The following is a 25,606-nucleotide window of genomic DNA, read 5'->3' as shown; positions in this document are numbered from 1 at the left end:
TCCCTCCTTCTCACTATGATTGAATAAATCAAATAATTAAGCTTCAATCGATTGGACATCACCCTCTAAAGCACTTTGTAGCGTCGTTAAATAGATTGCTTTTTTCTTTTTATCACTCACGACAGCTCGTTTTGTATAAACTTGATATTCATTTAGCTTGACAGCTTCCATAATGGCAGCATAATAGTTGGATGCCAGTTTAATTGAAAAAGCACTTTCAGTTGGGTAGGATTCAATGTCTGTCAATCCTTTTTCAAACCAACTCCACGCAAGGTCCATCAGTCCATTGATCATTTTCTTAAACCTAAAATTGACCGTCATCTCTTCAAATTCAGTATGGGTATATTGATATCTAGCCATCCATTCATCCGGAATATATCGGCGGCCTCTATTTAAGTCCTCTCCGACATCCCTAATAATGTTTACAATCTGCATTGCTTTCCCGAGCTGAATTCCTGCCTTTTGCACATCTACTGTCGGCGAGTCATGAAGAACGGGTAGAAGCATTTCTCCAACAGAGCCAGCTACTTTTTCACAATAAACTTCTAATTGATTCATTGATTGATAGTGTGTTAACGATAAGTCCATTTGTTGACCCGATATTTGCTTTAAAAATGGCTCTTTATCAATAGGAAAGTTGTCAAACAGCCACCTTAAAGAAGGCCAAATAAAGTGTCCCTCTGCTTTCTCAATATGTTTAAACTGATTTTCTAGTTCTTCGAGTGTAAAAGGTGAATTTTCAGGCTCGTCAATAGAGTCATCTATTAATCTACAAAATGCGTAAATGACAAACACTGCTTCTTTTCTTGGAGAAGGAAGAAAACGAAAAGCCTCGTAAAAACTAGCAGAGCCTTTCTTCATCATTTTTTCACACTCTAGTATCAGGTTAGATTGAATCATGCACCCAGCTCCTTTTTAATTAATTCGCTTAAAATACGTGCCCCTTGTAGCACAATTGGAACCCCACCTCCAGGGTGAACAGAGGCACCCACACTATACAGTCGTTCAATGTTGTATGGAGATAGTTGAGGTCTAAATCCTCCTGACTGAAAAAGAGTCGGCGCAATACCAAAGCTTCCGCCTTGAAACAGACCATCTTTTATGGCATCGTTTGGCGTACGAATCTCCATCCACCTGATCGATTCTCGTAACCCGCTAAAATGTCTCTTTTCAGCCTTTTGCATCACCTTTTCGACAAGAGCAGGTGCTTCCGTTTCCCAATCAATGTCATCTCCAGAAGGTACCGGAATGAGAAAGTAAAGAACACTTTCTCCAGGAGGTGCTGCCTTTTCATCTAAGACCACAGGATTAAAGATATAAAAGGAAGGATCATCAGGCAGCTGTTTTGTTTTAAATACTTGCTCCATGTTCTTTTCAAAATGTTCAGGTAAGTAAAATTGATGAGCTTTCATCGATGAAAACCGTCTCTCGACTCCTAGATAAACTAGAACACAGCCTGATGAAGGTTTATAGGTTTTCTTCCGTTCACGCGTATTAATCATTGGATATAAATTGGGGAAATCACCATTGAAAACGACTGCGTCAAAGCGGTAATCCTCTTTGTTCACAACTAACCCTTTGCACACTTTCTGTTCAATCTGAAGGCGCTCTACCTTTGCTTCGACATGAATCGTGATTCCCATTCGTTTGCAGGCTCTCTCTAACACTGGTATTAGACTGTAATAACCGCCCTTTAAATACCAAATACCAAAAGCATGCTCACTATAGGCGACTAATCCATACAGTCCTGGTACCTCTAGGGGAGAACCGCCAATGTATAGAGATTGTAAGGAATATGCCTCTTGAAGCTTTGATTGTGAAAAGTAGGAAGCATTGAAACTTTTCAGGTCTTTATAGGCCTTTGAATCAACTAATAGCTTCATATTTTCAAAGGTAAGAAATTCTCGTTTTCTTTTAAAGGTCTTGCTTAGAAAGGCTTTCATTCCTAGACGATAGACACGAGACATGTCAGAGAGATAACGAAGAAAGTGGTCGGACTCCCCTGGGAACAGTCGCTCTATTTCGGCTAGTTGGGTAGGCAGATCCCTAAACTTGGTATAAGTAGTTCCATCATTAAAATGAATATCGTAAAGTGGGTCACATGGAATGAGCTCCAATTCGTCTTCTGGTATCCCAGCCTCCTGAAGGATTTCCTTCAATAAATCTGGCAAAAGGACAATGGTTGGTCCTTGATCAATTCGATACCGTTCATTTCCTTGAGACGTTAGTCTACCTCCCAAGAAAGCTTCCTTTTCAAAAATGGTGACAGAGTTTCCTTGTTTAGCAAGCAATAGTGCCGTTACAAGTCCACCCACTCCTGCTCCTACAATTCCTATTTCCATAATGGTGTCTCCTCTTTTTGTAACCCCTCAACTTGTGTGAAGTAGACTTCTTTCATTCCATATTGCTTGTTTACTAGGTTTGCACTAATTCGCGCTGATTCAAAAATAGTTGGCAAACCGCTACCGGGGTGGGTTCCTCCTCCAACTAAAAAACAATGCCTAACATCTTCAAATTGATTATGGGGTCGGAAATACATCATTTGATCGAGGCTGTGTGCCATATTAAACGTCGCTCCCTTGTATACATACACCTCGTTTTGCCATTCAAGAGGAGAGATTACTTTTTCAACTTCAATATGAGAACGAATATCTTGTAGTTCTGGCTCTTGCTCCAAGATTGATAGCATTTGCTCTCGTACCTTCTCTTTTTCAACGTTCCAATCAATTTCAGCCGTTAAATTCGGCACTGGCATTAATACGTAAAGAGATGATTTCCCTTTTGGAGCCAGGGTTGGATCAGATTTAGATGGATTGTGAACATAAATGGACGGATTCTCCGATAATTTCATCGTTTTCGTCATGTCTTCAACGTTTTTCTTATAATCATCTGCAAATACAATCATATGATGTGGAAGATTTAGCGGTTTGTTCACGCCTAAGTACAGCATAAATGTAGAACAGGATAGCTTCTTTTTTTCTACATTTTCCTTTCGATATTTCTTCAAATCTGATTGATCAAAAAGTGTCGTAACTGCATGACCAAAATCAGCATTTATTATAACGTCATCACTAATCACGGTTTCTCCATTTTCTAACCTAACTCCTACAGCTCTTCCTCTTTCAACTAGCACTCTTTGTACACCGGTTTCTGTATAAATCTTTCCACCATATTCTTCGATAACAGTAGCCATTGCTTTACACAGCTGATTTACTCCACCAATTGGGTGGAAAAGCCCGTACCGATGCTCAAGGTAGGAAAGAATGGTAAAGGTGCCAGGACATTCCCAAGGGGACATCCCCAAATATTTGGCCTGGAAGGAAAACGCCCATTTAAGTCGTTCGTCTTTAAAATATGTAGATAAACGGTTATACACTGTATCAAGCGCATTTAACTTAGGTAATGCTCTAACCATATTTCTTGTGATAAAATCAGTCAGCTTCGTAAAGGGCTGCTGAAGTAATGGGGTGACGCGGTCAAACTTCTCCCCTTCTACCCTCATAAATTTCTCATAACCAGAGAAGCTACCTGGGAACTTTTCTTCCATTTCTGCTATCATCTTTTCCTTATTTCTCGATGGAGAAAAGGTCAATTCTCCAAATTTCAATGTATATAACGGATCAATTTCCTGTAGTTCCATATAATCCTGTAAACGACGTCCACTCATCTGAAATAATTCTTCAAGGATGGAAGGCATCATAAAGAAAGTGGGACCTAAATCAAAGGTGTAATCACCTAGCGTGAGTTTTGACGTCCTGCCGCCAATGATTGATTGCTTTTCATACACATTTACTTCATAGCCCTGTGCGGAAAGAAGCATAGAAATAGCTAGCCCACCAGGACCTGCACCAATCACTGCGACCTTTTTCCTCTTTGTCAAATTAATCAATCCTCCATCATTATTATACAAACATTATACACATTTGTATAATGTTTGTATAATGTTTTCTTCTTAACATTTGACAAATATTTTTTATTTTGAAAATAATCCACTTATAACAACATATTTCTACGAACTTTGAATAGAACTTTGAACTTTGTACAACCCTCTTCTAATCTGTTTCAACTGCTGAGATACTCTTCGATACAAGGGCAACTCAAAGGGGACAGGGACTTTCTCCCAATAAAAAAACAGAGGGACAGAGACTTGAAAAGGAGTTGTTATGTTCTAGAAAAAACAAAAAATCACCTGCACATAAGTGTCAGGTGATCTTTAGGTTTCTTCCTCAAGCAATGTATGAGATTCATTTGCTTGTAGCTCTTTCTTTTCCTCTACTACTGGAGAAAAAGCATTTGTAAAGCTTCAAGCAAATTTTGTTGTTCCTTCTTTAGTGAAGAAATTCTATAATCCTTACTGAAAGACAAGAACATATAGATTTATTAGAGAATAAACTGAAAGGTTTTGCTCATGAATAGTTTCTTTTATTATAGCACTTATATATTTGGAACTATATATACCCATGAGAAATCAATAACTACAGACACCAATTCAGTTTTCATGTCATGTTAAAATCTAGCTCCCGACATAATTGCTTCAATTATTAAATAATAACGGGCAATATTCATTTCACTATATTCAAGAAATGCATCCGTTCATTAACTAATCGTACCAAGTCTCTATCACATTACCTTGTTTATCATATCCATAGACTTCTTTAACTTCACTCATAAACCGTTCTTTATTTACATGCTCAGGTAGGACCGTTATAAAGGTATTATTTTTGGCATTAATTTTCTGCGTTTCTCCATTTTTATACTGAATAACGAAATTGTCAACTACATGATTATCAGATGAAATTGCACCGTAAACTATATCCCCTGAACCTTCAAAGTGATCATAAGCTATATAAAAGGGCAAACCTTTTTCAGAAGAGAAGCGCATCCCCTTACTTTGTTCATTGTTATAAAAATACTTCTCATTTTTATATTCATAAACTCCAACAACATGTTGATTTTGATCTAGGTAATAGACAATTTTTTTCTCTTCATCTTGATTGACTACTTTAATATGGGAATCCCATTGGCTTTGCACTGCTTCTTCTAGAGTTTCATAACCCCACATAGTACAACCCATGTTAAAGCACAAAAGGAACAATAAAACAATTGAACTTTTCTTCATCCGTTTCCCCTCCTCTTATCTACTACCTGAAAGCTACCCGTTACTTCAACATCTAATCTTTTAGTATAGAATATAAAATCGCCAGATTCAGAACTCCCTTTAACGTTAATAGGTAATAACGTTGGTGCTTCTGATTTTAAAAAGAAGAAACGAGTCTCACCTGTATCAATAATTATCGCATTTTCAAAGATGTCTTTATCTATTTCAATCATAACATTAAATATTTGTAAAATAATGTAATTCGTTATATCCCCCAAAGAGCGCACATATTTTATTATTCTCCCTGTTAGCACCATAGCAGTCGCTTCTGTTCTTCCACTAACGATACCCGTTCGCATAACCTCTATCACTTTATATATTTGTAATAAAGATTCACTGATGAAAAGTAAAGAATTGATGAACCGAAAATAAATAATAAGTACTCATTTATCTTTTTCTTTCCCATTATTAAATCTTCATTATAAAAAAATTGCATATTTTCATTTATAGAAATAGCAGTCGTAAAAGTTGATAATATTAATGTAAGAGCAGCGAAAACCCCATATATATTTAACACTTTTCTTATAGTAATTTCCTTTTTTGTAACTATTTCAATATTTCGAGACGTTTGTGGATTTGTTTCCAAACTGCTATACCCCCCATTATTCATTATTCAAATTACTATACGAATAAACACTAAGAAAGTTTCTCAACTGCAAGGAGTTTTTGAACAATCCTGCTCTATAGTTTAAGTGAAGTAGTTAACAATAATTGCATTCAAGTATAGACTTTCCACATAACAAAGGATATCGTTCATAACCGCAGAAATCCCAACATTAGATTTATATTTTTCATAATCAGGATACACATTTTTGAAGTATCCTTCCGCTCTACCCACTACATAGTTTTGTGGCTCTGGATAGGATGTTATTACCCCTTCAAAATTCCGCAACACTACTTTTTCTACACTTTGTGAAATTATATAGTTTGGCTGGACCGCAATCATACCACCCCCACCAGGTGCGTCGACCACGAAGGTAGGACTGCGTTTTTTAAAGTAAGTATGAATACTCTAAGTTCACTTATCAAAAGTAATCTCAATTAAAATCGGTCATATGCTCAGTATATTTGTACTGTGCATAGATCAGGACATTTTAGACAGGCTTGTTGAACGAAAGCACCCGTTCGTAAAAGTCATTCATAATTTGAAAGTTGCTTTAATTTCGTCACTGCTTCTTCTAGGTTATAAGTTTTAAACTCTAACATCGTTAGGACTGCACCACCCGTTTCAAAAATCAATACTGCCGGGGCTTTTTCTATCTCATATTCTGGATATGTTTTTTGAGCATCTTCTAAACTCATAAGGAATTTTATTTCGTGAAATCTTCCTGTCGATACATCTATTGCATCTGTAATAATTTCATCCGTATTATCATCTCCATTTTGCACTACTAAAACTGAATACATTTTTTCGTCGCCATTATCAGTAGCACATCCAACTAATAAGCTGAAAATGATAATTGCCGTTAAGAAGAGAACCAGATTACCTTTCACAATTACCACCCCTTTTAAAACTTCTTTCTACAACACTCGCTTCGTTAATGCAATAGGCACTAAGCCTTAAACGTCAGGTGATCTTAAACCAAAAATACCACCAAGGAAACAATAGCTCCTCCCAAAGTAACAACCACGGAGCCTAACAATAATGGGTTTAAATGAATACCAAATTCATCCGTCTTCATATTTTCATAGCCCATTGTTCGCCCAATAGCAATAAATGCACTATGATTTGTTCTTTTTTCATACATGTCACCTTTACTAGAGAAAAAATAGACAATGCAGTCGTCAGTGTACCAAACAGAAAAACTGCATCATAGTATTTTAGGTTAAACATAGGAGATAAGTAATAAAATATTATTAGCTGAAAAATCACAATGGCAGTTGTAATTAATGTAAAACGCAACATTTTATCACTCCCTTTCAATGGTTACTATTTTAGAGTTCTAGGGGATACATTCTTGATAAACATTAGACCATCGTATTGTTCCTTAGGCATTAACTGATATGGGTATATCCCCCAATAATACGCTGTATAAAGCTTTTCATCATGATTCCATTCTTTCAAATCAAGAAAAACATAATCACTGCTATTTTGTTTCAATATCCACTCTAAATCGTCTTCCTTATCTTTTACCGGCAACTGGATGGTTTCCAAACTGGTACTTAACCCTGTTTCCCCTTCCCCCATATACAAACCAATCGTATATGTTTCTTTTTTGATTGATTCACTCATAATTGAACCCATTGTTAGAGGCATCGGCTCAAACATGTCTTTAAGCCCTTCATCAATCATAACTAGATTGTTTGTATTTTTCATTAAGTGCATATTTGCAAACCATAGAATTATTTTTTTATCCTTAAACTTTTCATTAACAAGAAAGTCTAACCGTTCAGCCATGTACTTATCTCTTATTGAAAATTCCTTATGGTAATCATTAAAATTATCTATGTTTGTTGTTTCTAAGTAATCAAGGGTATGGACGTTTTCTATAATATGAATTCTCTCATTTATAATATCGATATTTTCCTCTACAACATTTTTATTCGGGTATGTCTCGTCCAGATTTACAGCATTTTCTTGCAAAAATGCTACTACTTTATTGTATTTTTCAACCAAGGATTTCTTTTCTAGCTCATTGCTTCTGAAATTAATTTTCGCATAATCGTCTTCTGCTCCAGCAGCTAATTCAGCCATCTTTTCAACCAGGCTGCGTAACTATGATCAATGCTCGTTCGTAATATATTCTGTTGTGCAAAAGAACCCGTTCGTAATATAAGGTTAGCCAGTATTTTCTGGTTGACCTATTTTTATATGGTCTTATTATAACGGTAGTCGAGTTTCAAGCATTTTTAGATAAAGGGAGACCTTATTGTAAGAGCTTTGTATCAAACACATTACTGAAGGTGATGTAAAAGTTGTACTTAATCTTCTAATAAAGATTTATATACTTCTATATCATCAAATTTTGTTGAAAAATGTACTGGAGTGTCATCGATATTCTTCATTTTAATTGGTTTACCATCATTTAGTCTTTTTACGATAATATCAAAGGTGTTATCGTTATTTAACGTAATTTCAAATTCTTGTATATCTCCATTAATTTTATATACACCATTTTTTAAATCTTCGTAGGTTCCTTTATCTACTTCCCTGTTATTAATGTATTCCATAAAACTATTATTATCTGGTTGAAATGACATTTGAACAAAATATCCATTTACATTTTCACTTTGATAGCCACCTTTTAATGAAGGGGATATGTTAGATGATACACATCCTCCAAATATTAAAACAAATACATATCCTAAAAATAACATACAAAACATTTTTTTGATCATAAGAAGTTCCCCCTAAATTAAATGAATATCTTAACAAACCTTTAAGATGGAAAATTTGGAACACTTGTTGAACTATTCTGCTCGTAGTTTAAGTGAACGACTTCCCAATGCCACGTATCTTCTTACAAAAATCATAACAGAAGATAATGAATTGTTTTTCATTTTTTTCACAGTTTTGGCAATCATTGTTAAGCAATATCAAGTCTACTAAGCAAGCACATTTCTTATTCCATATGCACTTAATTAAGTAACAGGGATAGATTTTTAACATACCTAAGGCACCCATCACTGAGTGCCAAGAAAAAAATAACTCTAAGAAGAAAAATCAAAATAATTCCTCTTCAACAATCTAGGTAATTCCAAAAGTTCTTTAAAACCTATCGAACTACCAATCTTTTTTGTGTCAACTAAAAACAACTGATTCTCAATTTCCTTAATTACGTCCTCATTTTGATACACCATCTCACATTCATTGCACACAACAGCTGGTGTCATGGTAATTTCAATTGCCCTTGACCCATCATTTAGCTCCCAATAAACTGTGTTATCTCATTTACTTGCTTTGCCTCCACACCACTCACAGTTCAAAGACATCTACTCATTCCCCGCTGGTGCTTTATCTTGTTCACCATAACCAGTAGATTTTTGCTGCTCCGATAAGAATTTCTTCTCCTTAAGTTCATCGAGCTTTTCACGTTTATCCTTAAGTGAAGCGTGGCTTGGATCTTCCTCGTACTTATTTCTTCTATCTAAATGTTTCAGACCTTCTGGGACGAGATTAAATTTACTATCATTCATAACTGCTGATATTCCAACATTGGATTTGTACTTCTCATTCTCAGGATATACACTCTTGAAGTAACCTTCCGCTCTACCCGCTACATAGTTTTGTGGCTCTAGATAGGATGTTATTACCCCTTCAAAATTCCGTAACACTACTTTTTCCGCACTTTGCGAAATTATATAATTAGGCTGCACCGAGATCTTACCTCCCCCACCAGGTGCATCGACCACGAAGGTCGGGACTGCGTTTTTTAAAGGAAGTATGAGAAACACTAAAAAACTGCAATTAAGATGATATAAATCATCTTAATTGCAGTTGCAGTGCAGTATCCATTAGGCATAATTCTAATTGGGTCTTTTCCCATTTTTCAATTTATTCATCAGAAGGAACGGTGAATACCATAATAATTACAAGTTTGAAATGTGAACATAATATACTATTGATTATCGATTTTTGTTCAATATAGTTTAAGGAATGCATAACCTATTGTATTAAAAACTAGAAATGGGGCGATTTTATTGACAAAAAATAACCTGGATTTCTTTGGTGAAGTGTTAATGAACCGAGTTCGTTATGAAGCTATTGACGACTGTGAAAGAATTATAGATGGAAAAATGAGAGATGAAGAAAGTGTGAAAATTCATGTTACATTATCAGAGAAAGAAAAAGAACTGACCAGAATTAAAATTGTGGATACCACTTTAAATCATTTATTGTGGACATTAGAACATGAAAAATCATTAGAATTAGTAACACATCAATTACATATGACTTATAAAAATGTTAAACGTCGCGTACGTGTTTTATTGCCGAAAAATTATGATAAAGATTTGACTAAAAACTTTCCGGTCGTCTATATGCATGATGGCCAGAATGTTTTCTTCTGTAGTGAAGCTTATAGTGGATATTCATGGAAAGTTATTCATGCAATTAAACTAAACCCAGATTTACCGAAGATGATTGTTGTTGGGATTGATAACGGTGAACATGATCGAATTAATGAATATACGCCTTGGAAAATTACTGAAAGCCCACTTCCCGAAGATATTGAACTAGGCGGAAGAGGCATGGAGTTTGCTGAGTTTGTCATGCAAGTCGTAAAGCCCTTTATCGATAAACATTACCGAACTAAATCGGATAAATACCATACAGCGATGATTGGCAGTTCACTAGGAGGAAATATTTCGGCCTATATGGGTATTAGGTATAAAGATAAAATTGGTGGTTTAGGGATTTTTTCTTTAGCCAATTGGATAACAAGTAAAGCCTTTGACAGTTATATTGCTAGAGAAGAGTTGGATCCTGAGCAACGCGTGTACATTCAAGTTGGGACTCAAGAAGGCGATGATACCGATCGACAATTGATGAACGGGAATATGAAGCAGGCATATATCGATTGCTCGCTTAAGTATTATAAACAACTGATAAAAGGCTCTGTTCCAATTGATAGCATTCATTTAAATATTTTTGCGGATGAAGAACATGATGAAAAAGCTTGGGGAAAACACTTGCCAGAATGTTTACGTTTCTTAAGTGAGAAATGGTAATAAATAATCTGAATATTCATATTTATATGATTTAGGTAATAGAGGAATCTATTACTTTTTTTTGAATATATTTTGGAAGTTTAGTTTTATTTTAAATTGATATTTTGTAACTTAGTTGTGGAAATAGGAAAGGAGCTTTTTTATGAATTTTATTTTGATATCACCATATTATCCAAGTAATTTTCAGGCATTTGCTCATCGATTAAAAGATGCAGGTGTCACTGTTTTAGGGGTTGGTGAAGAGCCATATGACCAATTAGGTCCCTACTTACAAAACGCTTTAACAGAATATTATCGTGTGAATAATTTAGAAGATTTAGATGAAGTGAAACGTGCTGTTGCCTTTTTATTTTATAAACATGGTCCAATTGACCGCATTGAATCCAATAACGAACATTGGCTAGAACTTGATGCCGAGTTGCGTGAGCAATTTAACGTGTACGGCAATAAAACGAATGACTTGAAAAAAGTTAAGTATAAATCTGAAATGAAGAAGCTGTTTAAAAAAGCAGATGTGCCTGTTGTAGAAGGAAGAATCGTTAAAACTAATATTGAGTTATATAAAGCCATTGACGACTTAGGACTGCCTGTTATCGCTAAACCGGACAATGGAGTTGGATCAGCTGCAACCTATAAATTAAGTTCAGAAGAGGATGTACGTTATTTTGAAGAAGAATGGAGAGAAGCAAAAGTGTACTTCTTAGAACCATATGTCGAAGGAGGCGTGCTTTGTACATTTGATGGTTTAATAGACCAGGAAGGGAACATTGTATTCCAAACAAGCTTTACATATAATATGCCAACTCTGGAACTCGTTAAGGGTCAGTTGGATATGGCTTATTTGATTCAGAAGGAAATTGATCCAAAGCTCGAAGCTTATGGAAAGAGGATTGTGAAAGCTTTTGGCATGAAAGAACGCTTTTTCCATATTGAATTTTTCAAATTAGAAAATGGGGATTATGTTGCACTCGAATATAATAACCGCTTGGCTGGCGGCTACACGATTGATATGTACAATTTTGCATACTCCATTGATTTATTTGCTCAGTATGCTTCTCTTGTGACAGGAAGAGAATTTAAGAAGTCCGATGCCGAAAACCAGTTTTGTGTCGGTATAACACAGCGTGATGCTTATGAGTATCAACATGATACGAATGCCATTTATGAACGATTTGGCGACCGTGTAAAGTTTGAACAGCGCATGCCTGATGCATTTGCGGAACTCCAAGGAAATCAATTCTATGCGATTAATGCAGAATCGCATGAAGAAGTCGATGAAATTATCCGTTTTGTACATAAGCGAAAAAAGGAGATTCTCCTATGGATATAGAACAGTTAACCCATTGGAGTGGCGAACTAGGACGTGAAATGCTGTTGATAAGATATGGACACAGTGGCATGCCAATCGTAGTGTTTCCTTCATCTGGTGGGACGCATTCTGAATTCTATGATTTTGGAATGATTGATGTGTGTCATGATTTTATTGAATCAGGAAAAGTTCAATTTTTTTCATTGACTAGTATAGATAGCGAAAGTTGGCTACACGATTCAAAACCGGCACATGACCGTGCATTAGCTCATGAAGCATATGACCGTTATGTGATTTCAGAAGCTATACCATTTATTAAACATAAAACAGGTTGGTTTGAACCAATGATGACAACTGGGTGTAGTATGGGGGCATATCATGCGTTGAACTTTTTGTTGAGACATCCGGATGTCTTCCAAACAACCGTTGCACTTAGCGGTGTTTACGATGTACGTTTCTTTTCTGGTGAATACGGAAATGATTCCCTTGTATACGAAAATTCACCGAGTGATTATATATGGAATCAAAATGATGGTTGGTTTATTGATCGATATCGTTCAGCAGATATCATTATTTGTACCGGTCTGGGTGATTGGGAACAGGATGGGCTGCCTTCATACCTTTCATTAAAAGAAGCCTTTGAAGAAAAACAAATTCCAGCCTGGTTTGATGAGTGGGGCGAAGATGTTTCGCATGATTGGGTTTGGTGGCGACGCCAAATGCCGTATTATTTAGGAAAGTTATTTTCATAAAATGTCAAAAAAACATCAGTCAGTTGAGTCGCTGGTGTTTTTTTACAGCGGATTTTGATTGTTAGAGTATTAGATCGTATATTACCCAATGATTTTTACAGCAGGTCATACTCTACATCTAAGCTGTTCGGTGATTTTTCTGTGAAAGAAATCCAATACTCAATATCATCCGAGTATCTTACACGTTTAGCACCTTCTCCAAAAACTTTAACTTCCTTAACAGCTTTCTCTTTCGGAATAATAACATTTACAATAAGTGGTTCAAAAATAAACGAGCCACCTCCTGTTAATTCTGGATCCCCTATACCAATTTCCCACTCCAATTCACCGTTATTTGACTTAATAAATCCAATATTTAGTTGTAATTTCTACTTTTATAGATTACAACTATATATTCATCCTTAATATCGTAGTCAATTACTTTTTCAAAGTCTTTACCCTCACTACTTTTTAGAACACCAATAATATTCTCTTCCAATGTGGCATTATCTATAAAAGAGCAACCTACTAATATGAAAAAAAGCAAAGTGACAATAAATCCTTTGTTTATATAATTCATTTTATACCTCTCTCCCATCAATACTGCTACCATAAAAACCCATGCCCCTTACTGAATTAACCTGCCCCTATAACGAAAGAAGAGAATACCTTTTGTTAAGCATTCGCACCCGTTTGTTGAACAAAAAATTTTGGATTTATTCAAATAAATATTCAATCAACTACCTTATACACTTTACCATGTGCATAAATAAATTCGTTTATATCTTCACCTTTTATGGAATAAACACTTGTTCCTTTACTAACAAATGTTGCCTCACCGTCTTTCAACTGATACTCTGGATTGTCGACTTCCTCACTTCTGGTAACAGAGAAAGTAATTTCACCTAATTTTTTTTCAATATCACTTTCAGTAATTATGGCTGTTTTCTCCTCATTTAAGTAATATTTGTTTCCGTTCCAAGCAATAGCATCAACCCACTCCACTTCCACATGCATCTCTTCGACTTCCTTTTCACTTTCAACGGATTCCTTTTCACTTTCAACGGAACACCCAGCTAGAAGAAAAACACTAATAGAAAATAATGTGAATAGTATTTTACTCAAAGTCCCTCATCCTTTTTTTAATTGACATTGTAATGTAAATGTTGTTGTGTTAACCTGCTCAATAGTGAAATAAGCGTATCTGCTTCTTCCAGATAAGCTCCCTTTACTATAATAAAAATGTTTCAACAAATACTCTTAATAGAATATTTATGACTGCTATCCCAAAAGCAAACAAAAAAACATTAAATATTATTTTTTGTCCTCTATCTTTTGGAAACATTGAAGAAAACCTTAAATTCAAAATGAAAAGGATGATTGCCAACGTAAATATCATTACAATCAAAAGAATAATTTCTATAAGCATTTAGCAACCTCCAACTAGGGTAAAGCTATGCGTTAATTCAAGAGCATTTTCTATTTTATTTGGTAATTTAGGAGATACAAACCGCTTATCTCCAAAAACAATTCTTTTCTATTTATTAAGTCTTCCTTTTCAAAAGTGTATGAGAGGAACTGTCCGTATTTACCTTCGTTATCCCCACTTCCACTTGCGAAACCCTTAAATTCTCCATTTTCGTCAAAAGCTCTAAGTTTAACTCTACCAACGGTATAAGTATTATCTTCATTTAGTCTAAAATGACTTAGCATTGTTCCCTTACTTGAACTAACATGGCTATCAAGTCCTATGAGAATATCTATTTCTTTGTTATCGTTTTTTTCATATGTTTTTATAATCCAAACTTCTGTATCGTAGATTGAGTTGATTTTTACTGGTTTAGGTATTCCGTTTAGGATTTCCTCAGTAGAAAGCTTAATTGATATTTTTTCTTTATAAGGAGTTGTTGATGCGTAGTAATCTTCCAAGTTGGATCGGACAAATTGTATATCTTTTTCCTCAAGTAATGTACATCCAGCTGTTATCAATATAAGGAGTATTAAAAAAGACACTTTACATAATAACGTAAAATTAAATAATTGTTTTTTCAAAAAATCACTCCCAGAACTTTTTCAAAATCTAACTTAACATAAATTACCAATTAAGTGAGAAAAAAATTTCTTCTTCAACTAACCTGCTCGTTAGTCAAAAGCGAATGCTCTTGTTGAACACTTGCTCTCCTTTGGTGAAAGAGTAGCAATATCCAATTATTCTCTTGTTGAAGATAAAAACTTTTCAAGTTCATTTGAGGAATAACTACGATTTACAATACCTTCTGAAGAAAAGACAAGAATTGTTGGATATTCAACTATGTCAAAGTATTTAGCATACGGTGTCTCTAAGGAATCGATATTAGGAATAGACGCTCTCATCAATCTGTTGGTTAAAATTAGAAGGGATATTTCCGCCTTTTCCAAATACATATATCATGTATATCTCTTCTTCGTTTGTGTTCGAAATTATGGTTTCAATCAGTTCCTGTTTCCGTTGCAGAAATACATCTTTTTTAATACCATCCATAATTATTATAAATACAATAATGAGACTTATAACAATTGCTATTTTCATTCCTTTTTTCTCCAAAATTGGCCCCCCTATTAACCAATTATCTAATTCTACTAATGCCTCTTTAGTTGAACAATCAATTACACATAACCGAAATATTACAGTAAGCCTCTATTTATCTTGGTTACTATAATCTGTTTTTTTACCAAGAAATGACTCCTTATAGGCATCTACTACCCATTCATTTTTCTCCAAAATAAAATGACTAACTATCATTGAAAGAAAAAAAGCAATGGTCGGGTCATTTGTTTTCAACAAGCTTCCTACGAACCAAAAAAGTACAGTAGAAAGAATAATTAGACTAATAAAATAAAATATTCCAGATTTCATTTATCCACCTCTTGGTAAAGATTATCCATTCAATACTTCAACAGTAACCATCCTTAATCCTTTATAACACTTAGAACTCTTTTTTGACTGAACAGCTATAACAGAAAAGACAATTACCTTTTCCACGGATGCTTCTCCACTGTTCAACTTATTCCTACAAACTTTATTGTTAAATCCAAATTCCAAACTAAGTTAGAATAGTCCTAACTTAAAATACGCCCCTTTATCTGAAGAAGGTCCTTTTACTTTTTATCAAGAGTTTGAATCTCAGATTTCACTTTATAAAAACTAGTAATTAACCCGTATCCAAATATTAGTCCAAATATAGGGTAAGGTCTTGAAGCTATAATAGCTATTGCCAAGAACTCAGGCAATTTCAGATACGGTATATAGTGAAGATAACTATAAAACAATAAATATATTGAAGGAATACACATAAATAGGAAGTATCTTAGTTTAAACTTCCATTTCCCGTTAATTGTATAGTTTTTAAAGCAACCTAAGTACCCTAGAAGAATACCTATAGGTATATAAATTAACCCAACATAAAATACATGAGGATAATACCTCCAGTGCTCCCTTGCATTAAGTGTTATTTCTCCATGTGCCCATAATGTTAAGATTAAGCATATAAAAATTAGAGCTATTAAATGTCCCTTTGAGAATCTTAGAATTCTTGAAATCATACCCTCTCCCCCACCCATTTTACCTACCAGTATCGTCTTACACTAATTTTAACATAATATTCCAATACTTTATGGGTTCTTAAAGTAAAAAAGACGATCAATTTTTGATCGCCTAGTTAAACTCTTGCCCCCTATAGTTGAAGCGCTAACCTGAATTTCCCGAATTAGATGCTTTTTCTGATTGATGTTCCTTGAATAACCATATTTGATCTACTACAACTAAAACCAGGCTGGATATTATTAAAACTTTGTAAATTAACCTTTGTTCAACATAGAAGTAAGTTATTACCGCCAATAAAATTAAACACAGAGCAATAATCCCTATCTTCCTTGTTTTATCCAGCAAACTCCCTAACAATCCAAGAGTTACACCACTTATCAAAAGAATAGGAATATAATTCATATAGGATTCATCTGAAGAATAAAACGGAAATAAAACTATAAAAACAACACCTAACCCTTTAAGTACCCTTCCAAATTTCTCCAACTTGATCCTCCCTTTTATTTAACACTTTCTTCCTCAAATAAACTGTCGTATAGGATAATAAATTCCGCAAAAAAAGGGACTTATCCTTCTTTAAGATAAGCACCACTTTAGTTACATATTATTTTCTATCCACTTCTGGTTCTTGTACATTAATACCTGAATCTTGTACAAATTGTTTAATCTGATTAAATACTTCTTTCCCTTGACTATTGATTATTTTATACTTCGTCTTTTCAAGGTTATAGACTATTAATAAGCCATTTTCATTAACTTGAATTTTAAAATGTCCAATTTCTTCTGAGTGTGTTCTATAAAAAACAGTTACACCGATAAATTGGTAGGGATTTAATATATCAACTGATTTTGAGATTCTTGAATATTCAACCCCATTAAGTATATTTGAAAACCTTGTTAGTTTATCAGAATCCTCTATCGGGATATTTTCGAATGAATAAAATTCGCCATTGTCTCCTCTTAAACCATCAATATAGATTCTTTCTATGTTTTTTGTTTCTGGAAAAACCTTCCCAGCAGACAGTGGAGTAAAGAAATATACTAAAACTGCACTAACAATTAAAAGGAAAAGAATCAGTAAAATGCAATATTTCTTCATTGCTTCCCCCTATTGTAATCTTAGTTTTTTGCTTAATTTTATTTCAAAGCCCCAGATATTCCATTATTTTACTTCTACAACTAATCCTGTTCGTTACTTAAACAAAGAAAGGCGAATACCTTGTTCAGCATTCGCTACCCGTTACCTTCACATCTAAATTAGATTTTGTCCATAAAGTTCGGAATGAAATAAATGCAAGAAATGACAATCACTGCTGATGATATTCCTACCCAAAGATAGTTCTTTGTGCGAATTGAGTATATTAGTTGAATAAGAAATGCTGTAATCGGGAACATCAAAAATAGAAATAGGTGTGCCCAAATAGATTTTGTAGATAAAAAGAGAATGACTGAAATTAAGAGTAAAATAATATATAGTGTCTTATATTTATTCATAAAAATAACACCCCTTATTAAAAATTTTACCATAAGATATAATACCCTTATTAAAGATTACTGCTCCAAGAGTGAAATAAGCGTTTCTGCTTGTTCCAGAATAGCTACCCTTTAGCCGCCCATGCAGCGCAAAAATCGGCGCTGCACCACAGAGAATGAAAATGTACTGAAGTGGCGATACTGGTTCTTAATCCAGTCAATCCAATCTATAGTTCAATGAATTGTAGCTCTCTCCATTTTTTAAAAACGAATAGAGATGGGTCTTCTTTGGTATTGTCTTTTTTCTGAGTTGTAGAAGTTTATTTACATAGTAGCTTAATTCAGCCTAAGGCTATCCGCTAATGAACTAAGAAAGACAATTATTGCAGCTATTCCAAAGAGGAAGAGAAAAACATTGAAAATAATATTTGAAGTTTGTCTTTTGGAAACATTGATTTAAAACTTTTTTTAACCCAAATCAACACAAAAAACTCAATGATAATTAGAAGAAATAAAATAATATTGAATACTGTATTGCTAGATATTCTTATCACCCCATGCATTTCAAATTTAGACTATTTCTATTAAGCTATTCTGCTCCAATAGTGAAAGAGCGTATCTACTTGTTCCAGATACGCCCCCTTTAGCCGCCCATGCAGCGCAATAATCGGCGCTGCACCACAGAGAATGAAAATGTACTGAAGTGGCAATACTTGTTCTTAATCCAGTCAATCCAATCTATAGTTCAATGAAGATTGAAGCTCTCTCCATTTTTTTAAACGAATAGAGATGGTTCTTCTTTGCTATTGTCTTTTTTCTGAGTTGTAGAATTTTATTACATAATAGTTTAACAGCTAATGCTTTTATTACTAACTCTTTTGGTTTTGGGTAGAGGTATTATGCAAAAATGCACCTAAAATCGATATTCCTATTACGTAAGGAACAATAAAGATGCCATAGCCAGTACCGTACTCCGTAATATCTGAGGTAGAGTGAAGATAGATTCCACAAAGAATATAAGCTGCATACCCTATAATCATTGTAATAAACCATGTCCATTTTTTAGTGAGAAGCGGTAAAAGCAATGGACCACCGATCAGAATAAAAAGAATAACCATTTGTGAAAAACTAACTGACATGATGTAACCTCTCTTTTCATCTACTAATTCATCGTAAACTGTGCACATGCTTGAGCTATCCATTCCTATTAACTAGACATTCTCAAACTCCTAAGAAATTAAGTGAAATACATTAATAAATAATTCTTTTATCTTTTCTGTAATTGTCTTCATCAGTCCGATGTTGCAACAGTATCTGTCCGTTATTCTCTATAATAATCGCGCATCCAACGTCAACAGAGTTTCATGACCAATATACTTTCTCATTTCTGCAATGTAATTCATCTGCTTCTCCTTGGTTAACATTTTCGACAAAATAGATAATTTTTCCTTTTTAATTTAACTACTCTCCTTATAAATAAAACGAAGAGGTATTAATCCATATTGGATCAATACCTCTTCGTTTTTTCACAATCGCATCCTATACTTCAATATGGTAAAGGGGATAAAGAACGTGAGGTATATTTTAATATTCGGTGCTAAATATGGCTAAAAAGGTATCTCGATGAAAGTAGTGATAAGGAATCGGCGATATTTGTAACGGAGCGCTTTCCGCATCGAATGAGTATTGCACAAATAAGATATATCATTAAGCGTATCTCAAGCCGTGCAGGGATCAACAAAAATATTCACCCCCATCAATTAAGGCACAGCTATGCAACCCATCTTTTAAATAATTGAGCCCCGATTGATGTTATTCAAAGTTTACTGGGACATGAAAAAAGTGAAACAACCCGTATCTATGCACAATTAAGCGGTAAACCTAGACAAGAGTTTCACCAAAAATGTTTCTGATAAAAGAAACGAGGAAACGTAACTTTTTCTACGTTGCTTCTATTTTCTTCCCAATCTTTTAAATTTCAAAAAGTATATATCCAATCTAACTTAGGTTAATTTTTCTTAAGTTCTATAAAGTATTGTTTTAAATCAGGAATGTTTTTTGTTGCAACTACCCAGACTATTGAAAGGTCTACCCCAAAGTATTCATGAATTAAAATGTTCCGAAGATCAATCATCTTTCTCCAAGGAATTTCTGGACTTCGTTCCCTTATTTCACTTGGAATTTTATTGGCAGCTTCACCGATTACTTCTAAGTTTCTGATAACAGCATCAACAATCAAACTACTATCTTCAAATCCTTCAAAAGTCAATCCATGAGTATACTTCTCTATTTTTTGAATGGCCTCTACAATGTCTTCTAAATAAAGTGCATAATCTCTTTTCATTGAAAGATTACCTCTTCGAGAATTCGGTCACGCAGTTGTGGTTTTAAACCATTTATAGTTACTAAATCAACAGAAACACCAAGTTTTTCTTCGAGATAATATTTAATATCAAAAAACTCTAATCCTATAGGCTTTCCTACCTCAATTAAAATATCTAAATCACTATTCTCATGATGTTCATTACGTGCAAACGAACCAAATATTCCTATTTTCTCTATACCGTATTGCTCTTGTAAGACTTTCTTAGAAGCTTTTAGTTGTTCTTCAATTAGCTCTCTTTGCAATTCATCCACCACCCATTTGAATAGATTACTTTAATCTTATTCTACATAACTTTACACAAGTCTGTACATCATTTCTTCATATTGATAACTTGTGCTTAACCTTAGTACCCGTCGAATTAAACATTTACCTTTGTTCCTTTGTACACTCTACTCACTCTACACTATTTTGTGTTAATACTTTATATAATAGGAGCTACCACCGTGATAATCCTTGTTCTACTAGTGCTCCCAATAGTTGAAGAAGCAATTCCATCAGTTACTAATTAGTATCTTAATCTCATCTTTATTTTCTTCAACTAATTCATTGAGATACTTATTTGCTTGTTCATCATACTTTTCATAATCATCCCTTGGTTCACCTAATACCTTTTGTATATAGGCATTAACATACGCACCCGTTTCAGTTGTTATCTCAATGTACTTTTTGTAATATGCTTCTGGAGCCAATCCAAGTTTTTCAGCTTGTGGTTCAACAAACTTACGAATTGAATTTGCAGCCTCAGTATCTATATGGTCAGGTGGATAATCCCCCAATGCCTTTATCGTATCGTTAACTTCTTTTGACACATCGATATTCATTTTCTTCGCTTCTTCTATTACTAATTTTGCTTTTATTGTCCCGTCCAACATATTAAATATTTCTTCATCAGGATATAAAAACCGTAATTCACCAATTGTTATCTCTTCTCCTTTAACTATTGCAGCAACATCTTCATCATTATATTTGGGTGAATCCGAGCACCCTGTTAAGAAAATTAAATAAATAACAATAATAGAACAAAAGATTTTATACATAACTTAAACACCTCTCTTCAAAACCGTAACTTGTTAGTAGTAGCTACGAATAACCATTACACAAAGTTTCATTCTCACACTATACTGCTCCTATAGTTCAACAAAAGAAACTCTAATCCTTCTTGAATTAGAGCCCCCTTAGTGTAAGTGTATTTATTCACAAGGTTATAATATTGTATAAGAGCATTTACAAATTTGAACTGTACCACTTAGGTTTAATACTGTTGAAATAATCATGGTCTTCTAAAATTATCTCAATTCTCTCTAACGCATCATCAAAGGAATTAGGGTCATAATTTTTGGTCCAAACTATGGTGGAAAATATATTCATTGCAGAATATAGTGAGTATAACTTCCAAAAATAGTCTTCTGGTTGAGCTGAGAAATAACCATTAATTTGTCCTATAACAAATGGTACGCTAATTCTTCTGCTAAATAAAGATAGATTATAGAAATCATGATACGGGTCCCCGTAATCGTATCCATTGAAATCAATAATCCCTTTATATTTATAATCTGAAAGTATTATATGTTCCAAATGAAAATCGTCATGTAGAAGAGTATTAGGCCTTTCAGTTAATAACTTTATATTATCTTCAATAAAACCAATGATTTTATTATCTATATTAAGTTTAAAATTGCCTTTCTCATATTCACTTAGGTAATATCTATATTTCTTACTTTGTCTTTCATCCCATTTAGATATATGAGCTGGGGCTTTTATTTGATGAATTTTATATAGTTCTTTTCCAGCCTCTAAGCCAATTTGATGTTGAATACTATTAGAACATTTTTTAAACGCTTCAATTGCAGGAATTCCTTCAATATACTCTATTACCATAAAACAAATGTTATCGTTTATTATCTCACCAAATAAGATAGGTTTTTGTGATTGAATTCTTCTATCTTCTAACTCTTGAAGTAACTTATATTCCGCTTCTCTTTTTTGGTAATATTTAATGTCTGAAATGCGTAAAAGATATTTATTTAACCCCTTTATAACTATGTATTTATTATCAAGTGAATAACCCTTCTCTACTTTCTCAACACTTGAATAACCATTGAAGAAAGATATTCTATCTATTACATTTTCAATAATGTTAAGCATTTTCTACCTCCCTGAATACCAGACTTAATTTAATTATAGTTGTTTATTTATTCTGTTCGTTAGTAGAATAGTTTTCCACAAGAAAAGCACTTCTCCTTCTTGAAGAAATGCCCCCGTTAACGCAACAAGAAAAAAACATATTTATGGAATTGTTTCAGAATTACAATCTGCTTCTAACAGTAGCTGTTCTTCTTCCATTTTCACGCACATTACTTTAAGTGAAGTACAACACATTTAACAAACCAGTAATCCTTGTTTTCTAATTATTTTCCAGAATATTTTTTAATATTTGAGCATCTTCTTTATTAAACGTTCCAAGGGCATTCTTCTCTCTATCAATAAACGTTACAGAATCATCGCCTTGATTAAACCAAATAAAGTATTCTAACAATCTTTCTGGCATATTCTTATCAAATGTGAAGAATAAAGTGGCTTTCACATCTTCTTTTCGAGTCATTTTAGCTTTTACATTAAATTCCCACTCAATCTTCCCAAGCATTTCTCTTAATGTTGTAATAGTCTTTTCATCTGTAATTATATTTTCTTTTTCATTATCTTCACCATCGAATATTTGTACATCAACTCTAGTTAGTTGATTCAAGTCAAAATCATTAGGTACTTTTTGGGAACATCCTAAGAGCGTAATTAGAAAGAAATTTAAAATAAATAACTTGATAATACCTTTTTTCAAATCCCCATCCCCCTTTATGACACAAAATGTGTCTTTTGAATCTTAAACTCTTGCTCCCGTTCGTAAAAATCTAATCTTCAACTAGATTTTCACCTGTTATTATTTCATATAAAATTGCCGACTCTTTTGCGGAGAGTCTAGTATATTGACTCTGACTTGGAATAACTATTTCTAGCATGTTCTTTAGAGGAGTTATCCAAATATCATATTTATAGTTAATTTTAAAATTAGGAGGGTAAGCCATTTTAACCTCTCTATTTTTCCAATTCGTTTTTTCAAGCAATAGTATTACTTTCTTCCCTGATATTATTAAGTAGAGAACTGGATAGATTCGGTAGTTCATTTTCAAATCCATCTCTTTTATCCAAAAGCTTTAAAGACTCAATAATAACAAAATAAATATTAGGTAACTCTTCCTTTATCTTCAATTTAGCTCGAATAAATGCTTTTGCATACTTATCAAAATGGTGACATTCGAACTCTTCAATACCTGTATAGAATGGAAAACCACTACCATCTTCCCATTCACATAATAATCCCCAAAAGTCAATGAGAGAACCAGCTTTAAGGACACGATTTTTATCATCAAAGTGCTTATAAAAGGGATATAAAAATTCTTCACACCAGCCTAAATCAAATATCCCTCCATCACGTACAATACATTCTTTAAGTATTCTCAAAGTCTCTTCTAATGTCTTGTCCATCACTTTCACCCTTTTACAATATATCAGTCAGATTTCCCTTATTGCGTAAACGCCCCCTTTACTTTAAGTATATCTTTTCACAAAGTTGTTCTTCTGTGTCAGATCGACAAGATAATACCAAATCATATAATCAAATAAAATACCAATATTTCTAATATAAACAGGGAGTAAACAGTATATCGTTTCCATTCTAATTGAATTTTCTTAATTAAAAAATATGATGGACCAAGGATTATTGGTAGCAATAATAAAGTAACCCATAGCTGCAAATTAAAATGCTTTATGACCATAAATAAAATCACCGTAATCGGATAATAAAATAGTAAATGTATTTTTATTTTCTTATTCATTTTTACCTCTTTATTTTAATTTATGGTTGGAATACGTCTAAGAACTGCTTGAAGTGTTTCTGAATTTTCAGCGGTTGATTTATAATATTTGTTTTCAGATACATCTTTAAGGAAAAACACTCCATCACTGAAATAGAGCTTAAATTTCAAGTTTGTATTATCACTCCATTTAATAAGCATGTCATAATTCGGTTCAGCAAAAGGGACAGCATCAATCTCTTCCAGTTGCTCCAATAGTAACATGAGTTCCTTGTTCCACTGATCATCGTTGTCGATTACAATCGTCCCCATCATTAAACCTGTTTGATTATTAATATTAAACGTTTTTTCCGACTTAGATTTAGCTAAAAATGTACGGTTTATCTTATTCTCTTTAACCAAGTCGGAAAAAGGACTGTCTTGAGATGTTGAGGAATTGTTGGTATTTTCTATCAAAGCCAATGAACCAACCATAAAGCCTACAAAAAGTGTAATAGTAATGAAACTTAACATTAATGAACTTCTCTTTTTCTCTTTCACCTCTAAATTTTCTTTGATTAGCTGATAGGAGCGTTGTTTACTTTGCTGAGTTCTTGGGATAGTGTCCAGTTCTTTAAAAAGATGGTCTAAATCAGAGTGCTTTTTCATTTGATTCACCTCTTTTCATGAGTTCCCTTTTTAATCCAGCTAAAGCTCTAGTAGATGTGTTTTTCACCTTTGTTTCATCCCAATCAAGAATTGTAGATACCTCTTTAATAGAGAATCCCTTAATCTTACGCAAGATTATTACTTCTTGGTAATTTAGCTTTAGTGATTTTATAGCATCATATAGTATTTTTACATTTTCATTTTTTAATAAAATTTCAGGTGGAGATGATTCATTTGATTCTAAACGAAATTGATCTATTCTGAAAAAGGCAAATCTATTTTTCCTTTTTAGATAATCGATTGTGGTGTTTCGTGCGATTTTTATTATCCAGGTATAGATACTTGAATCCCCCTTGAAATCTTCAAAACTCTTGTACACTTTAATAAAAGTATCTTGCGTTAAATCTTCTGCAACTCCATTATCTTTAACTAGTAAAAATATATAACTGAATATTTTATCGCTGTGTTCCATGTAAATTTGGTCAAACTCAGCTGAAAGTCTACTCATCTATCCTCACAGCCTCCTTTCACATATATAGACGATTATGTATAAAAAAGTAATCACTTATTTGAAACAATTTTTAATATTACAAAATTAGATGATTTAATATTAACACCAAAAGGATTAAAACACTGGTTTAAATAATTCAATTGTTTGTATTAATGCATAAAAAAAGAAAAAGTCTTCTTGGCTACAACATGCCAAAATGACTTCTTCTCTTCAAGTTATTGATTTTATCCATTTATTTCGCATAAGCTCCCCGTTAGTTGAACAAACA

32 protein-coding genes and 4 pseudogenes are annotated in these 25,606 nt (G+C 33.6%); 4 read left to right on the top strand and 32 right to left on the bottom strand.

All coding sequences use genetic code 11. From position 1 onward, the window contains the following. Positions 1 to 36: 36 nt before the first annotated feature. The 13 genes and pseudogenes from J2Z26_RS10520 to J2Z26_RS10460 form a co-directional block, all read right to left on the bottom strand. Positions 37 to 900, bottom strand: a complete 864-nt coding sequence (locus tag J2Z26_RS10520) for a phytoene/squalene synthase family protein (protein WP_193539227.1) — start codon at positions 898 to 900, stop codon at positions 37 to 39. Further along, positions 897 to 2,342 (bottom strand): phytoene desaturase family protein, encoded by a 1,446-nt coding sequence (locus tag J2Z26_RS10515; RefSeq protein ID WP_193539229.1) that lies wholly within the window; start codon positions 2,340 to 2,342, stop codon positions 897 to 899. Before J2Z26_RS10515 ends, J2Z26_RS10520 begins: the two co-directional genes overlap by 4 nt. Then, positions 2,333 to 3,880: a phytoene desaturase family protein gene (locus tag J2Z26_RS10510; protein WP_227413834.1), complete on the bottom strand. Its 1,548-nt coding sequence runs from the start codon at positions 3,878 to 3,880 to the stop codon at positions 2,333 to 2,335. The genes J2Z26_RS10515 and J2Z26_RS10510 overlap by 10 nt, the downstream gene beginning before the upstream one ends. 720 nt (positions 3,881 to 4,600) lie before the next feature. Beyond that, complete coding sequence (locus J2Z26_RS10505) at positions 4,601 to 5,119, bottom strand: hypothetical protein (protein ID WP_227413835.1); 519 nt, start codon at positions 5,117 to 5,119, stop codon at positions 4,601 to 4,603. Further along, positions 5,116 to 5,457, bottom strand: coding sequence for a hypothetical protein (locus tag J2Z26_RS10500; protein WP_193539231.1), 342 nt, complete (start codon positions 5,455 to 5,457; stop codon positions 5,116 to 5,118). The genes J2Z26_RS10505 and J2Z26_RS10500 overlap by 4 nt, the downstream gene beginning before the upstream one ends. Before the next feature lie 8 nt (positions 5,458 to 5,465). Beyond that, on the bottom strand, positions 5,466 to 5,744 hold the full coding sequence (locus tag J2Z26_RS10495; RefSeq protein ID WP_193539233.1) for a hypothetical protein: 279 nt from the start codon (positions 5,742 to 5,744) through the stop codon (positions 5,466 to 5,468). Positions 5,745 to 5,906: 162 nt separating this feature from the next. Then, positions 5,907 to 6,140: pseudogene (locus tag J2Z26_RS10490) on the bottom strand (lysine 2,3-aminomutase); the annotation flags it as partial. 152 nt (positions 6,141 to 6,292) lie between these two features. Continuing rightward, entirely contained in the window at positions 6,293 to 6,652 is a 360-nt protein-coding gene (locus J2Z26_RS10485) for a hypothetical protein (RefSeq protein ID WP_193539235.1), read from the bottom strand. 184 nt (positions 6,653 to 6,836) lie between these two features. Then, on the bottom strand, positions 6,837 to 7,064 hold the full coding sequence (locus J2Z26_RS10480) for a hypothetical protein (RefSeq protein ID WP_193539237.1): 228 nt from the start codon (positions 7,062 to 7,064) through the stop codon (positions 6,837 to 6,839). Between the two features lie 24 nt (positions 7,065 to 7,088). Beyond that, the gene (locus J2Z26_RS10475; RefSeq protein ID WP_193539239.1) at positions 7,089 to 7,853 is read right to left on the bottom strand and encodes an erythromycin esterase family protein; all 765 of its coding nucleotides are present in this window, start codon (positions 7,851 to 7,853) and stop codon (positions 7,089 to 7,091) included. Between the two features lie 227 nt (positions 7,854 to 8,080). Next, the gene (locus J2Z26_RS10470; protein WP_193539240.1) at positions 8,081 to 8,497 is read right to left on the bottom strand and encodes a hypothetical protein; all 417 of its coding nucleotides are present in this window, start codon (positions 8,495 to 8,497) and stop codon (positions 8,081 to 8,083) included. Between the two features lie 312 nt (positions 8,498 to 8,809). Further along, positions 8,810 to 9,091, bottom strand: a pseudogene (locus J2Z26_RS10465) (YokU family protein). Then, a pseudogene (locus J2Z26_RS10460) lies at positions 9,092 to 9,526 on the bottom strand (lysine 2,3-aminomutase); the annotation flags it as partial. Between the two features lie 273 nt (positions 9,527 to 9,799). Between J2Z26_RS10460 and J2Z26_RS10455 the strand changes: the two are divergent. The 3 genes from J2Z26_RS10455 (at position 9,800) to J2Z26_RS10445 (ending at position 12,889) form a co-directional block, all read left to right on the top strand. Continuing rightward, positions 9,800 to 10,828, top strand: coding sequence for an alpha/beta hydrolase (locus J2Z26_RS10455; protein ID WP_227413837.1), 1,029 nt, complete (start codon positions 9,800 to 9,802; stop codon positions 10,826 to 10,828). Between the two features lie 142 nt (positions 10,829 to 10,970). Next, a complete protein-coding gene (locus J2Z26_RS10450; protein WP_193539244.1) occupies positions 10,971 to 12,158 on the top strand; it encodes an ATP-grasp domain-containing protein in 1,188 nt (395 codons plus the stop codon). Continuing rightward, positions 12,149 to 12,889 (top strand): esterase family protein, encoded by a 741-nt coding sequence (locus tag J2Z26_RS10445; RefSeq protein ID WP_193539246.1) that lies wholly within the window; start codon positions 12,149 to 12,151, stop codon positions 12,887 to 12,889. The genes J2Z26_RS10450 and J2Z26_RS10445 overlap by 10 nt, the downstream gene beginning before the upstream one ends. Before the next feature lie 95 nt (positions 12,890 to 12,984). Here J2Z26_RS10445 and J2Z26_RS10440 read toward each other — a convergent pair whose 3' ends face one another. The 11 genes from J2Z26_RS10440 to J2Z26_RS10390 all read right to left on the bottom strand — a co-directional run bounded on the left by J2Z26_RS10440 (position 12,985) and on the right by J2Z26_RS10390 (position 19,111). Further along, a complete protein-coding gene (locus J2Z26_RS10440; protein WP_193539248.1) occupies positions 12,985 to 13,212 on the bottom strand; it encodes a hypothetical protein in 228 nt (75 codons plus the stop codon). 32 nt (positions 13,213 to 13,244) lie between these two features. Then, the gene (locus tag J2Z26_RS10435; RefSeq protein WP_193539250.1) at positions 13,245 to 13,448 is read right to left on the bottom strand and encodes a hypothetical protein; all 204 of its coding nucleotides are present in this window, start codon (positions 13,446 to 13,448) and stop codon (positions 13,245 to 13,247) included. A gap of 152 nt (positions 13,449 to 13,600) precedes the next feature. Next, on the bottom strand, positions 13,601 to 13,993 hold the full coding sequence (locus J2Z26_RS10430) for a hypothetical protein (protein ID WP_193539251.1): 393 nt from the start codon (positions 13,991 to 13,993) through the stop codon (positions 13,601 to 13,603). A gap of 354 nt (positions 13,994 to 14,347) precedes the next feature. Then, entirely contained in the window at positions 14,348 to 14,920 is a 573-nt protein-coding gene (locus J2Z26_RS10425; protein WP_193539253.1) for a hypothetical protein, read from the bottom strand. Between the two features lie 301 nt (positions 14,921 to 15,221). Further along, entirely contained in the window at positions 15,222 to 15,452 is a 231-nt protein-coding gene (locus J2Z26_RS10420; RefSeq protein WP_193539257.1) for a hypothetical protein, read from the bottom strand. A 93-nt stretch (positions 15,453 to 15,545) separates the two neighbouring features. Beyond that, on the bottom strand, positions 15,546 to 15,764 hold the full coding sequence (locus tag J2Z26_RS10415) for a short-chain dehydrogenase (protein ID WP_193539259.1): 219 nt from the start codon (positions 15,762 to 15,764) through the stop codon (positions 15,546 to 15,548). A gap of 242 nt (positions 15,765 to 16,006) precedes the next feature. Continuing rightward, complete coding sequence (locus tag J2Z26_RS10410; protein ID WP_193539261.1) at positions 16,007 to 16,450, bottom strand: hypothetical protein; 444 nt, start codon at positions 16,448 to 16,450, stop codon at positions 16,007 to 16,009. A 145-nt stretch (positions 16,451 to 16,595) separates the two neighbouring features. Next, positions 16,596 to 16,937, bottom strand: coding sequence for a hypothetical protein (locus tag J2Z26_RS10405; RefSeq protein ID WP_193539263.1), 342 nt, complete (start codon positions 16,935 to 16,937; stop codon positions 16,596 to 16,598). Positions 16,938 to 17,055: 118 nt separating this feature from the next. Then, positions 17,056 to 17,550, bottom strand: coding sequence for a hypothetical protein (locus J2Z26_RS10400; RefSeq protein WP_193539265.1), 495 nt, complete (start codon positions 17,548 to 17,550; stop codon positions 17,056 to 17,058). A gap of 158 nt (positions 17,551 to 17,708) precedes the next feature. Beyond that, on the bottom strand, positions 17,709 to 17,945 hold the full coding sequence (locus J2Z26_RS10395; RefSeq protein WP_193539267.1) for a hypothetical protein: 237 nt from the start codon (positions 17,943 to 17,945) through the stop codon (positions 17,709 to 17,711). Between the two features lie 848 nt (positions 17,946 to 18,793). Continuing rightward, entirely contained in the window at positions 18,794 to 19,111 is a 318-nt protein-coding gene (locus J2Z26_RS10390) for a hypothetical protein (RefSeq protein ID WP_193539269.1), read from the bottom strand. 354 nt (positions 19,112 to 19,465) lie between these two features. On the opposite strand from J2Z26_RS10390, the pseudogene J2Z26_RS10385 reads away from it, so the two are divergent. Next, positions 19,466 to 19,837: pseudogene (locus tag J2Z26_RS10385) on the top strand (tyrosine-type recombinase/integrase); the annotation flags it as partial. 95 nt (positions 19,838 to 19,932) lie between these two features. Here J2Z26_RS10385 and J2Z26_RS10380 read toward each other — a convergent pair. From J2Z26_RS10380 to J2Z26_RS10345, 8 genes are all read right to left on the bottom strand, one after another. Beyond that, positions 19,933 to 20,268 (bottom strand): HepT-like ribonuclease domain-containing protein, encoded by a 336-nt coding sequence (locus J2Z26_RS10380; RefSeq protein ID WP_193539271.1) that lies wholly within the window; start codon positions 20,266 to 20,268, stop codon positions 19,933 to 19,935. Continuing rightward, a complete protein-coding gene (locus J2Z26_RS10375) occupies positions 20,265 to 20,561 on the bottom strand; it encodes a nucleotidyltransferase family protein (protein WP_325168880.1) in 297 nt (98 codons plus the stop codon). Before J2Z26_RS10375 ends, J2Z26_RS10380 begins: the two co-directional genes overlap by 4 nt. Before the next feature lie 243 nt (positions 20,562 to 20,804). Beyond that, positions 20,805 to 21,347: a SurA N-terminal domain-containing protein gene (locus J2Z26_RS10370; protein ID WP_193539275.1), complete on the bottom strand. Its 543-nt coding sequence runs from the start codon at positions 21,345 to 21,347 to the stop codon at positions 20,805 to 20,807. 187 nt (positions 21,348 to 21,534) lie between these two features. Next, positions 21,535 to 22,455, bottom strand: a complete 921-nt coding sequence (locus J2Z26_RS10365; protein WP_193539278.1) for an aminoglycoside phosphotransferase family protein — start codon at positions 22,453 to 22,455, stop codon at positions 21,535 to 21,537. Positions 22,456 to 22,714: 259 nt separating this feature from the next. Beyond that, positions 22,715 to 23,146: a hypothetical protein gene (locus J2Z26_RS10360; RefSeq protein WP_193539280.1), complete on the bottom strand. Its 432-nt coding sequence runs from the start codon at positions 23,144 to 23,146 to the stop codon at positions 22,715 to 22,717. Positions 23,147 to 23,421: 275 nt separating this feature from the next. Continuing rightward, entirely contained in the window at positions 23,422 to 23,850 is a 429-nt protein-coding gene (locus J2Z26_RS10355; RefSeq protein ID WP_193539284.1) for a hypothetical protein, read from the bottom strand. Positions 23,851 to 24,215: 365 nt separating this feature from the next. Next, on the bottom strand, positions 24,216 to 24,827 hold the full coding sequence (locus J2Z26_RS10350) for a hypothetical protein (RefSeq protein WP_193539286.1): 612 nt from the start codon (positions 24,825 to 24,827) through the stop codon (positions 24,216 to 24,218). Further along, positions 24,811 to 25,335 (bottom strand): RNA polymerase sigma factor, encoded by a 525-nt coding sequence (locus tag J2Z26_RS10345; protein WP_193539288.1) that lies wholly within the window; start codon positions 25,333 to 25,335, stop codon positions 24,811 to 24,813. The genes J2Z26_RS10350 and J2Z26_RS10345 overlap by 17 nt, the downstream gene beginning before the upstream one ends. Positions 25,336 to 25,606 lie beyond the last annotated feature (271 nt).

The organism is Cytobacillus luteolus (genome assembly GCF_017873715.1).
In the GTDB taxonomy this organism is placed as follows: Bacteria; Bacillota; Bacilli; order Bacillales; family Bacillaceae_L; genus Bacillus_BV; species Bacillus_BV luteola.
Note: the sequence above shows the minus strand (reverse complement) of the source record. Positions and strands in the feature narration are given on the sequence as shown.